This window comes from Mesorhizobium sp. M1329 (assembly GCF_040318035.1).
Taxonomy (GTDB): Bacteria; Pseudomonadota; Alphaproteobacteria; order Rhizobiales; family Rhizobiaceae; genus Mesorhizobium.
Genome location: NZ_JAMYLN010000064.1, coordinates 1 through 11,214 on the forward strand (window position 1 = coordinate 1; position 11,214 = coordinate 11,214).

At 57.5% G+C, this 11,214-nt stretch carries 13 protein-coding genes and 1 pseudogene; 9 read left to right on the top strand and 5 right to left on the bottom strand.

Going from position 1 to position 11,214, the window contains the following annotated elements; all coding sequences use genetic code 11:
• On the top strand, positions 1-243 hold a 243-nt coding region (locus NKH21_RS32100), incomplete at its 5' end, for a hypothetical protein (RefSeq protein WP_352869880.1).
• Between the two features lie 160 nt (positions 244-403).
• On the opposite strand, the gene NKH21_RS32105 is transcribed toward NKH21_RS32100, so the two are convergent.
• The 3 genes from NKH21_RS32105 to NKH21_RS32115 form a co-directional block, all read right to left on the bottom strand.
• Positions 404-1,282: a GlxA family transcriptional regulator gene (locus tag NKH21_RS32105; protein ID WP_352664389.1), complete on the bottom strand. Its 879-nt coding sequence runs from the start codon at positions 1,280-1,282 to the stop codon at positions 404-406.
• A gap of 314 nt (positions 1,283-1,596) precedes the next feature.
• Positions 1,597-2,310, bottom strand: a complete 714-nt coding sequence (locus tag NKH21_RS32110; protein WP_352869883.1) for a haloacid dehalogenase type II — start codon at positions 2,308-2,310, stop codon at positions 1,597-1,599.
• Between the two features lie 28 nt (positions 2,311-2,338).
• Complete coding sequence (locus tag NKH21_RS32115) at positions 2,339-3,100, bottom strand: class II aldolase/adducin family protein (RefSeq protein WP_352664393.1); 762 nt, start codon at positions 3,098-3,100, stop codon at positions 2,339-2,341.
• Between the two features lie 131 nt (positions 3,101-3,231).
• On the opposite strand from NKH21_RS32115, the gene NKH21_RS32120 reads away from it, so the two are divergent.
• Positions 3,232-4,131 (top strand): LysR substrate-binding domain-containing protein, encoded by a 900-nt coding sequence (locus NKH21_RS32120; protein ID WP_352664395.1) that lies wholly within the window; start codon positions 3,232-3,234, stop codon positions 4,129-4,131.
• A 160-nt stretch (positions 4,132-4,291) separates the two neighbouring features.
• Here NKH21_RS32120 and NKH21_RS32125 read toward each other — a convergent pair whose 3' ends face one another.
• Positions 4,292-4,720, bottom strand: a complete 429-nt coding sequence (locus tag NKH21_RS32125; RefSeq protein ID WP_352664397.1) for a YybH family protein — start codon at positions 4,718-4,720, stop codon at positions 4,292-4,294.
• A 192-nt stretch (positions 4,721-4,912) separates the two neighbouring features.
• On the opposite strand from NKH21_RS32125, the gene NKH21_RS32130 reads away from it, so the two are divergent.
• From NKH21_RS32130 to NKH21_RS32145, 4 genes are all read left to right on the top strand, one after another.
• Positions 4,913-5,572, top strand: a complete 660-nt coding sequence (locus tag NKH21_RS32130) for a L,D-transpeptidase (protein WP_352664399.1) — start codon at positions 4,913-4,915, stop codon at positions 5,570-5,572.
• Positions 5,573-5,582: 10 nt separating this feature from the next.
• Positions 5,583-6,095 (top strand): OmpA family protein, encoded by a 513-nt coding sequence (locus NKH21_RS32135; protein ID WP_352869886.1) that lies wholly within the window; start codon positions 5,583-5,585, stop codon positions 6,093-6,095.
• A 382-nt stretch (positions 6,096-6,477) separates the two neighbouring features.
• Positions 6,478-6,900, top strand: a complete 423-nt coding sequence (locus tag NKH21_RS32140; RefSeq protein WP_352664403.1) for a DOPA 4,5-dioxygenase family protein — start codon at positions 6,478-6,480, stop codon at positions 6,898-6,900.
• Between the two features lie 202 nt (positions 6,901-7,102).
• On the top strand, positions 7,103-8,119 hold the full coding sequence (locus NKH21_RS32145; RefSeq protein ID WP_352869892.1) for an aminopeptidase: 1,017 nt from the start codon (positions 7,103-7,105) through the stop codon (positions 8,117-8,119).
• A 228-nt stretch (positions 8,120-8,347) separates the two neighbouring features.
• Here the strand turns inward: NKH21_RS32145 and NKH21_RS32150 are convergent, their stop codons facing one another.
• A complete protein-coding gene (locus NKH21_RS32150; protein WP_352869888.1) occupies positions 8,348-9,013 on the bottom strand; it encodes a hypothetical protein in 666 nt (221 codons plus the stop codon).
• An 863-nt stretch (positions 9,014-9,876) separates the two neighbouring features.
• Here NKH21_RS32150 and NKH21_RS32155 point away from each other — a divergent pair.
• The 3 genes and pseudogenes from NKH21_RS32155 to NKH21_RS32165 all read left to right on the top strand — a co-directional run.
• Positions 9,877-9,954: pseudogene (locus tag NKH21_RS32155) on the top strand (hypothetical protein); the annotation flags it as partial.
• A 21-nt stretch (positions 9,955-9,975) separates the two neighbouring features.
• A complete protein-coding gene (locus NKH21_RS32160; RefSeq protein ID WP_352664409.1) occupies positions 9,976-10,509 on the top strand; it encodes a potassium channel family protein in 534 nt (177 codons plus the stop codon).
• Entirely contained in the window at positions 10,506-11,168 is a 663-nt protein-coding gene (locus NKH21_RS32165) for a nucleotidyltransferase domain-containing protein (RefSeq protein ID WP_352869890.1), read from the top strand. The genes NKH21_RS32160 and NKH21_RS32165 overlap by 4 nt, the downstream gene beginning before the upstream one ends.
• Positions 11,169-11,214: the final 46 nt, after the last annotated feature.

Here is an 11,214-nt window from a genome sequence, read left to right on the forward strand (position 1 = left end):
CGCGCCGGCGCCGAGGAATTGGCGGTGGTCGAGGATTTCACCGACCGCAAGGTGGTCGGTTTGCTGACCGAAGGCCATCTGATGCAGCGCTATGCCGAAGAACTCGACAAGGCGCGGCGCGATCTGTCGGGCGGGGGAGAGCCAACGTCTGGATACGAGCCGACGTTGACCTTCGCAGACCGAATCCTGAGTGGCTGCTTGCGCCTCATATCGGCCGCTCAGCATCCCCTCGCCATTGCCTGAAAGCGGACGTTGTCGACAGCGAAGTTCCGTTCGAGGGTACGCACTCGGTCTCAACTAATCGGGCGACTGCTGCCAGTTGAATTGCCTTGGCCCGTTCCATTTGCCGCTGGCCGCCAGGTCCAGCAGAGTTCCACGGCATAGGGCCTCGACCGTCAGCGATTCAGCTGGCAAGTATCATTCTGTCATTTTGCGGCATCAAGCTCGGCGGAAAAGAGCTAGTTCGGCTGATGCGTGTCTTCTGCGGTGTGCGACCATACGCCTCTCGGTATACCTTCGAAAAATGCGATGCCGATACAAATCCGCACGCGACAGCGATATCGACAATCGGCAGTTTCGTCTGAACAATGAGCCCATCGGCATGCTCAAGTCTCAAATTCATGTAGTACCTAGCCGGCGAACAGCTGAACTCATTTCGGAACAACCGCTCAAGCTGCCGACGCGAGAGACGAGTAGCGGCAGCCAAAGTGCCCATTGCAATCGGATCTGCGAGATTTTCTTCCATCCTCCGAACAACATGCAGTACCACCTCGTTACATGGCCCTAGCCGTTTTGACAGAGGCAACCTCTGCCGAGCTGTTGCCCCCCGAATCTGGTCGGCGACGAGATGTTGACATACCCGCGCAAACACATCCTCCCCGAAGTCTCGGCCGATGATGCAGGCCATCATGTCTATCGAAGAGGCGCCTCCCGCCGAGGTGTAAATGTCTCCATCGATCTCGTAGATACCCAGACTGACGTTAACCCAAGTGTTATGTTCAACGAACGCGGGAAAATTCCGCCAATGAATGACGCATCTGCGGCCTTCAAGCAGGCCTGCCGTTGTTAGCACCTGAGCGCCGGAGGATAGCGCAGCGAGAACAACGCCGCGATGACTGCATTCTCGCAGCCACGCATCCACTGCACGATCGCGATACCTGTCAACATTAGGACCTGAGCAGACAATCACTTTGTCTGGACGCTTGCCGCCAACCAGGTAGGATCTCGCGATAAATCGAATTGACCGTCTGAATATCCAGACCGCAGCTTGCCCTGACGTCACTCCCGTCTGCAGAGAGAAGCCTCCAGCTGTAAGCCTCGTAGCCCAACACCAGGTTCGTAAGGCGGAACACCTCAAGCGCGCCTCCGAACGACAGAATATCGAACTCCGGTACCAGATAAAAAACTACATCTCGGGGTACGATGTTTAAGTTGGCCACAGTTTCCCCTGGCATTTAGGTCAGTTGGCCTTTGTCTAAGCTCGACATCGATGTCGGCAGCATCCGGTGTCCGTTGCGGCGGCAACAGGACTAGCTCGTCGACCGATCGATGAGCTGGAGCCGGACGGCCAACTTGGAAGGGACGCATACTGCGTGGCTATTGGAGCATGTCGGCGAGTTCGAGCAGGTTCTTCGCTTTGTAGTCCCAGCCGTCCTGTGCCTTCTGGTTACCTACCTTGGATGGGTCTTCAGCATTGGCGCGAACGATGTAGGCGGTCTTCAATCCGCAACGACGGGCCGCTTCCAGGTCGTAGTCATGCGCCGCCACCAGCATGGCATTCTCCGGCTGGACCTCGAGCAACTCGCAGGCCCGCAGGTAGACCTGCGGCATGGGCTTATAAGCCTGAGACATATCGGCGCCGACGATAAAATCCCACGGCAGATTGTTGAATTTCGACAGGTTCACCAGAAGGCGGGCGTGTCCATCGGACAGCGGAGCGACGATAAAACGTGACTTCAAGCGAGAGAGACCATCGCCCAGGTCCGGCCAGGCCTTCAGGCGGTGCCAAGACAGATTGAGGTCTTCAAGTTCCTCCGGTGGCAACGATGCAGAGGACAAGCCGAATTCCTCGAGGCTGGCAACGAGATTTTCTCTGTTTACCTGATCGAGGGAAACGAATGATCGCTTACCTGCCCGGATCGGGTCGACCGAAGCGTCGTAGCGTCCTACCCACGCGTCGGCAAAACGAGCAGGGTCTATGCGGCCAAGGTTGTGGCGTTTCAGAAACTCTCCGACCTCGGCCGTGATGCTGCCACGCCAGTCGACCGTCGTCCCCAGGACGTCAAAGAACAGAACTTCAATATTACGCACGTTTTCTCCTTTTGCCCTGAATTTAGGATTAGTCGCGATATGAGGAGTCGGTTTTGTCCAACTGCCGCTTCAGATAGTCGAAGTGTGCGAATGCCTGGTCATTGTAGGGAAGCCAGCCATCGGCTGTCTTCTGGGCGAGGTCTTCGGACATGACATTCAGAGGCTCGCCAGTTGAATATGCGAGCACAAGGATCTTGGCCGCGCGCTCTACGAAATAGAGGTCTTCAAAAGCCTCGGCGACTGTTCGGCCCGTGACGGTGACACCATGGTTGCCCATGATGATGACGCTCTTGTTGCCGAAAGCCGCCGCCAAGCGCTGCCCTTCGGCGGCATCGTCAGCAATACCGCCGAAGCCGAGATCAAAGCCGAGCTTGCCAAAGAAACGGGCCGTGTTCTGGTCGACAGGCTTCATGTCAGGATCTTTCAGGCTGGCTAGCGCCGTCGTATACGGCGGATGGCAATGCAGCATAACCCTGACTTCCGGGCGCGCGCCGTGCACGGAACCGTGGATTGTCCACGCGGAAGGATCTGGAGCGTCAGGCCGAGTCATCACCTCGCTGTCGCCAGCGTTAAGAACCAAGAGATCGCTCGCCCGAATCTCCCCGAAGTGCCGCCAGCGTGGGTTCATGAGAAATTTCTTCCCGTCAGCGGAAAGTGCGGCACTGAAATGATTTCCCACCGATTCATGCCAATCGAACTGAGCTGCCAGACGAAAAGCTGCAGCAAGATCGACCCGGAGCGACTGTGTCTCTTCCGCAGTCAGTTCGGAGGGATGGGGATGGGCGTTCATGAACTCGCTCTGGTTAAGGTGTGCTTATATTGTGACGGTGGATCGGCCCTCGCTAGTTGCGATAATTGCGTTATTTGATTAGGTTTGGAAGATCTGAAAGTCTAATCTGACATAAGCAAGGGATTATGATATTGCGTCGACATCTCCCTCCCCTCCGGCTTCTGACAGCCTTTGAAACCGTGGTTCGTGCCGGCGGTGTCCAGAGCGCGGCGGCGGAGTTGAATGTCACGCAACCCGCCGTCAGCCAAGCACTTCGGAATCTCGAGGACCACATCGGCACGAAGCTGCTCGATCGACGGATGCGTCCTTCTGTGTTGACAGACGCAGGCCGGGTTCTGCTTCACGCAGTTTCGGACGGAATGGACCGGATCGAGAGCGCAATCGGAAAAATTAGAGCATTAGAGCGAAGCGAGCAGAACGTCGTTACGATCGCTTGCACCGTCTGTACTGGCACATATTGGCTAATGCCACGTTTGGCGACGTTCTACACTCGACACCCCGACATTGTTGTACGGGTTGTACCAACATCCGGCAGCCCGCAGTTTACGCCCGAAGCCGACCTGGTGATTCGCTATGGGGCGGGCGACTGGCTTGATGGCAAATGCGAACCGCTGTTCGATGAGCGCTTGATCCCAGTCTGTAGCCCGAAGGCCGTTGAACGGCTCGGCTCTGGCAATTTCGCGCGAGCTACCCTCCTCCACGTTAACGCCGACGAGGAATTTTCGCCCGGCTGGGACGAATATTTCGATGCGGTCGGTCTACCGCATGACCGGGAAGGAGATCTCTCATTTGACAACCACGTTCAGGCAACTCAGGCTGCGCTAGCAGGGATGGGAGTGATGCTCGGATGGATTGCGAACACCGGTGACCTTGTCCGGGAAGAGCGGTTGGTGATCTTCCGTAATCAGTCCATCATTCCCGGTGGCGCCTACTACTTAATGAGCCCGTTGCAGAGCCCGAGCAAGCCCGCGTCTGAAGTATTGGCGTCTCACCTGCGGACTTGCGTGGCCGCCTCGCAAATACGGTCATGAGCTGAATGGCCGCTTTTGCCAACTAGATGCTCGAAAGCCGCCAATCTGCTTACGCCCCAAGGCTGACTGTCAGCAACGGGCCGCCAAATCGACCGTTCACCTACGAACCCTTGCCGCGTGAAAGCCGACATCCCTGTTGAGGACGTTAGGCGTTCCGGAACTACGGCAAGAGATCCGTCACAGCGCGCCCACTTCCGTCCATTGCCATAGGGAAGCTGGCATGTTCGTGGATGATTTTCCAAGAACCGGCGATGCGCCTTAGCACGATGGTTCGCCGGCTCCAGGAGTCGACCTTTGTGCCATCGGTCTTAATGCCAGTCATGCGCGACAGCCCGAAGGCCACTGCAAGATCGCCGTCGATCATGAGCTGCGGGTCAGCAATGTGAACGGTGACGCCGTTGCGCCAAGTTGCAAACCAAGCATTTATCCCTTCGATGTCGCGTGCCTGTTCGCCTCGATAGGCAAGCGGCGGCGGCAGATCGAAAACCACGACATCCGGGTCCATGGCATCGACGTTGGCGCGGGCGTCCCCCTTGGCAGTTGCGTCTTCCTGGCCCCGGATGACAGACAAGACTTCCTTTTCAGACATATCGTTGCTCCTTCATTTTCTGGAACGACGCGGCCGGGGCGATCAATCCGACATCGTCACCATTCGTAACGAATATGGCCGGTCCTAGCTTTCCGCTTTCGGCGGACTGAAGCAACGCAGCATTTTCCACTTTGAGGCGAAATAATTCTCAACTATGGTTCGCCAGGCTTTAGGCATGGGGGGATATTGCCGATGGTTTTGTCACGCAGGGGTGTCGTGCTTGGCGGCCTGGCGCTGGTCGCGGTGGGTGCAACCAGCAATATTGCTCAAGCCGCGGCGGCAAAATCCTTTTTCGCCGGTACCGCCAGCGACAACAATTTTGTCTATCGCAAGACCAACTTCGCCAAGATCGACAAGAGATGGCATCGCCAGATCGTCAAGTATTTCAGCAGCGAGCCGGTCGGCACCGTCGTGGTCGATACCCGCCACCACTTCCTCTACGTCATCATGGAAAACAAGACCGCCATCCGCTACGGCGTCGGCGTCGGCAAGGACGGCTTCAAATGGTACGGCCGCGCGACGATCGACCGCCGCGCGCTCTGGCCGGAATGGGTCCCGCCCCCCGAAATGCGTAAGCGCAGGCCGGACCTACCACCCATGATCGCAGGCGGCGCGTCCAACAATCCGCTCGGGCCGCGCGCGCTCTATCTGCACCGCGACGGCGCCGACACCGGCTACCGCCTGCATGGCACGCTGGAGCCATGGAGCATCGGCACCGACGCTTCCAGCGGCTGCATCCGCATGTTTCCGGAAGACATCATCGACCTCTACCAGCGCTGCCCGATCGGCACCGCGGTGCAGGTCCTGCCGCACATCGCCGACCAGGCGCCCGCTTCCACCACTGTCGAATGATTGGCGCCTCATGAACCGCATGATTGAAAACACGCGCCGGCTACTCGCCGCCGGCCTGCTGGTGTTGGTCGCATCCTGCTCGACCAGCAACACGCTGGCCCCTTCCACGCCCGACGTCACCAACACCGAGGTTGCCGGCTTCCAGAACGTGCAGCCGGGCAGCGAGGAGGATTTTATCCTCAATGTCGGCCGCCGCACCTATTTCACGCAAGGTTCGGCCGCGCTCGATTCTGTCGCCAAGGCCACCCTCGACACCCAGATCGCCTGGTTAGCAAAGCATCCGCGCTGGCTGCTCAAGCTGCAGGGTTTCGCCGACGATCCCGGCGCAAGTGAAACGGCGCTGTCGCAGCAGCGCGCCGATGCGGTGATGGACTATCTCGCCGCCGGCGGCATAGACCGCAACCGCATGTGGGCCAGGGGCTACGGCAAGGACAGGCTCGTCCGCGAGTGCCCCGACACCGCCTGCAGGTCGCAGAACCGCCGCGTTGTGTCTAATTTGCGCGATGTGAGGGACGAGCCGTAGGGGGCTGCTGTTTTGCCTGTCACCAAATCAGTGTCTCACACCCGACGGCGGCATGGCTGCTTTGCGCCTCATCTCGGACATTGAGACCAGCGTCGCTGGGCGCTCAGAACGGACCCTCGCTATCCAGAAGCGGAACTCGATGGACCAGCAAGCCGACGAGCAAGCGCGCCGAGCCGCAGACGCGCTCGGCCGAAATGCCTAGCACCTGGTCAGATCGGTTGGGTGCTAGCCAGTTTCTTGGCCATCGCCAGGGAGGGCGGCGTCGACCAGGTGACGGTGCGCGAGGCCGGCAAAACGGCCGGGGTGTCGGGAGTGCCGTTCCGGCATTTTCCGACCAAGACCGCCCTGATGACCGCCGCGATAGGCATCGAAGGAGAGCATTATGGTGAACGAAGACGCCGCCAGTCCAAGGCCGCTTTCGGAAATTGCCAGTTATCACGCGCATATCTACTATGATGGGCCGGCCGAGCGGCAGCATGCCGAATGGCTGCGCCTGCGCATCGGCGAGCGTTTCCGCGTGCGCCTGGGCAACTGGCGCGACGAGCCGGTCGGCCCGCACGAGCAGGCCATGCACCAGGTCTCCTTCGCCACCGGGGTTTTCGCTACCCTCGTTCCGTGGCTGATGCTCAACCATGGCGGCCTGAGCATCCTCATCCACCCCAACACCACCAACCCCAAGCGCGACCATCTGGTCGACCCGATCTGGATCGGGCGGGCGTTGGGGGTGCATGGGGAGGTGCTTGGCGAGGACGATGAAGCGGAGGAGGCGCTGGAGGTGAATACGGAGCCGACGCTGGGGGCTTAGGGGGCAATCGCGTAGCCGGCAGCGGCCGGAGTGGGGGAGCGCATATGCGATTGTCTGGGCGGGCGAATGAGCGCGGTAACTTGAGGTCGGTGTCTGCTTGACGAAAATCGGTGCGCCTGTGAGAGCAAGAGCTCCTTTGGGGAGACAAGCAAGCGGTGGGCAAACGGTGAGGCGCGTTCTTCGAATACTGGCCGCGCTGACCATGGCGTTCGGGGTGAGCGGCTGCACCAGCATCTCCTACTACGCGCAGTCGCTGGAAGGTCATGTGCAGATCATGGCGGCGCGCAAAAATGTTGGAAAACTGATCCGCGACCCTTCGACGCCTCAGGCATTGCGCAGCAAGCTGACGTCGGCGAGCGCCATAAGAAGGTTTGCGACAGATGAACTGTCACTGCCCGACAACAGCAGCTATCGCAGCTATGTCGACATTCACCGGGACGCTGTGACATGGGCCGTTTTTGCCGCGCCGCAATTCTCCCTCACGCCGCGCACATGGTGCTTTCCGGTTTTCGGCTGCGTTCCCTACCGGGGTTACTTTTCCCGGAAATCCGCGACGGAAAGCGCTGTCGAGCTTCAGAGACAGGGGCTGGACGTCTTTGTCACTGGCATCACCGCCTATTCCACACTGGGCTGGTCCAGCGACCCGCTGCTCAGCACCATGCTCCGTCAGGACGACACCTATCTCGCCAGCCTGATCTTCCATGAATTGGCGCATCAGCGCCTCTATGTGAATGGCGATTCCGCATTCAACGAGGCTTTCGCGGTTGCCGTCGAAACCACCGGCACAAGGAAATGGCTCCGCGCCGCCGGCGATCGGGCCGGGTTGCGCCGCTACGAAGCCGCCCGCAAGCGCAGTGCCGATTTTCTCGGGCTGGTGGCGAAGGCGCGCGAAGAGCTGGCCCAGGTCTATGGAAGTCCCCGTACCCCGCAGCAGATGGCTGCCGCCAAGGCGGCCACGATCAACAGGCTGCGGATGCGCTACCGACAAATGCGCGACAGGCGCTGGGCCGGATACCGGGGCTATGACGCCTGGTTCAATCAGCCGATCAACAACGCCAAGCTCGCCGCGACATCTGTCTACGGCGAACAGGTTCCGGTATTTCTCCGCTTGTTCGACCTGTGTGGCGGGGACTATCCGAGGTTTTATGAGGCTGTTCGACGGATCGCTGATAAACCCTCCCCTGGAGGGGCGCTGAAGGCTATGGAGAGCTGTGATTGAGGTGAACAGGCATGGGGGCTGAGCATCTACCACCGCGACCATCTAGTCGACCCGATCTGGATCGGGCGGGCGTTGGGGTGCATGGCGAGGTGCTGGGTGAGGAGGATGAGGCGGAAGAGGCGCTGGAGGTGAATACCGAGCCGACGATGGGGGCTTAGGGGATGCCGATCCTGCAAGCTTTGTCGGTCCATCGCCGCTTGTATTAACAAACGAGGCCCGATGCCTTTGTTAATCAAGCTTCAGACGCTCCCATTCGGTAATTATTGAAATGTAATTTTCTTGAAACACTCTCCCTTCATCTCCCCTAAGTGGAGTTATTTGCGGCGAGAAGAAGGTTCGACGAAGGATGTCGATAATGCGCACGTCATTTGGATCATATTCGGTCAACGCCTGCTGCATTGCCCACAAGCCTAACCTACCACCTTCTTCAGGCAGGGGGGGATCCTCGCTGAAGTAAGGATACACGATACGTGTATACTCACCTCTCACCCGGGCATGCAGGGCGTCATGTATACGAACGACGCCTCCTATATCTCCAAATCGCAAGTTTCCGTGGACGCTTTTCGGCACTATGTGGACCGGCTCGTTTGACCAACGCAGCTTCGCACTAAGTAAATCGACTACTCCGTCTTTTAGAAGAGGGTATAATCGCTTGAAATTCTTGTTTGATTTTATTCGACCGTTGGTCATCTCCGAAAGATCCGCGTCACCCGCAATGTGCTTTTTCACATCGGACCAAAAAGGCAGGTAGAAATCGCCACCTTGGCTTCTGCTGCCGCCTTTCTCTTTTTTCCGGTCAAGTTGAATGTCCTTTTTCAAAATTGAGCGGCGCAGCGGCTGCTGCGCATAGAACAATTGCAGAATTTTACGGAGTGGGATGTCTAGCACTGACATGCATACCTCACGATAATGGAAAATGAAAAAATGGCTTTCGCACCATTTCTATGTCAATATAAATTATTATTTTCCCACTAATCTGTCGACTTTAGAAATGGCTTAACTCGCTTTCTATCCAGCGACCCAGCCAAAGCTCCTTCGCGACGAATAGTTCCCCGCCCTCGTTCCATGGCGATGTTGAACCACGGCGACCTAAGGTATCCTCATCCACCCCAACACCACCACCCCCAGGCGTGACCATCTGGTCGACCCGATCTGGATCGGGCGGGCACTGGGGGTGCCTGGGGCGGTGCTTGGCGAGGACATGAGGCGGAAAAAGCGCTGGAGGTGATTACGGAGCCCACGGTGGGAGCATAGGGATGCCTTGGCGACCAGTTTGTATCTGCGTCACATGAGCGTAGTGGCTGGCAAGAGGCGTGCTGTCGTCTTCTCGACCTAGGCCGTTTTCAGGCGGGTAACTCGTAGTGCGAAGCGGTGAGAAGCGTTATCCGAATCTGGGGCTGGCTTGGATTTATGGTCGGCGTAAGTCATTCATTGCTTCACTCTTTTTGCGTACACATCGACGAAGCTATGCTGATCGCTAGACAAACGCCTAACCTTCAGGTCTTCTGCTTGTGATGGCCCTTCAATGCTGACGGATCTCTTTAGGCTAGACGGTATCCCTGTTGTTCATCAGCAGGGCGCACCTATGCCAGCCATGTCGCCGGACGACGTCGTGTCGAACATGCAGTTTAAGGGTACACAGTGGTACCAGTCACGCAAGATGATCAAGAAAGTCTCATTCAGGAACGTCTCCATGGCGAATATGGAGTTCTTCCAGCTGACTTTCACAGAATGCACATTCGAAGATTTGTCTCCTTATCGCTAGCCGCTTTAGAGAGGTGGAGTTTCACAGATGCCGCTTCATCAACTGTAATTTCTGGAAAGCCAAGTTCGATCAATGCTACCTTGACCCTGAATTGATCAGCTTCGATAAACGCTATCGAGTGGAGGCTGCAAACGTCGGGGTTACGTTATATCAAGCGTTGCTTTCAAACTACGCGAATGAGCGACAAGACGCTTTCTTCGCGCGTGCCGACATCCAGTTTCGGCGCTGGAAGCGCTATCAACTCGATCGAGATATCCGGAAAAAGAATGTCGGTCGATGGGCTGGCAAATGGCAGCGGTCGACAGGCCTGCTATACGATTTACTCGCCGGCTACGGCTACAAACCAGCTCGGCTGTTTTTAATAACGCTCGCAGGTTTCTTGGCGATATCGATCATCAATTACTTTGCTATTGGCACCGACCTTTTGGTCAATGGTGTGCGGCCTGCCAGTCTGACCCTGGTCGATAGCATTTATTATTCTTTTTCAGTCCTCACGGTCCTCGGTTTTTCTTCGATCGTGCCGGACGGGGCTATCGCGAAATTGCTAACTGTCTTCGAAGCGTTGGCAGCAATAGGCTGGCTGTCTATTTTCACCTCAGTGCTTGTGAAGAGGTTCTTGCGGTGACGTGGATCAAAGAATCAGCGTTCCGCGCGGCCTCCGAAGCTGCATTCGGGTCGTGCGCCCGAGGTGACGATGATAAACTGAGTGACCGCGATATCCTCATCGTGGATGATGATGTAAGCATCCTCCGCGCACGTGCAGCGATGCTTAAAGCTCAGGGCCTATCCGTCGCCTCATATACGTTTAGTAAGCTTGATAGGCTTGCGGCCTGCGGTGCTCTTTTCCTCCAGCATTTACGACTTGAGTCTGTGATCGCGGTAGATCAGGACGATCGTCTAGGAAGCCTTTTGGCGTCGTTCCGCCCGAAGGAAAAGTACGACGAGGAACTGAGGCAAAATGCGCTTCTGGCAGAGCTAGTGAGTAGTGTATCCGTAGGAAGAGTTTCGGAGCTCTGGTCCGCCGACGTGCTATATGTCACCGTGCGAAACTTCGGAGTCCTCTGGCTGGCTGGTCGGGGCGAGTACATTTTTGCGTTTGAACGCATATTAGAGGCACTCAGGGATGCGGACATGGTTAGCGACTGCGGATTGTCGAGTCTTCGGCAGCTACGCTTTCTGAAGGCGCTCTACAGAAGTGACTACAAGGCCTCAGTCGGGGTTGTACGGTCCAAGGTAGTTGCCGCTCTGAACCGCCCCGGGTTTTCCGGAGGCCGTTTCGTTTGAGTCACGCGGCTATGGCTGGTTCATCCAACATGGCGTAGTAGCGTTC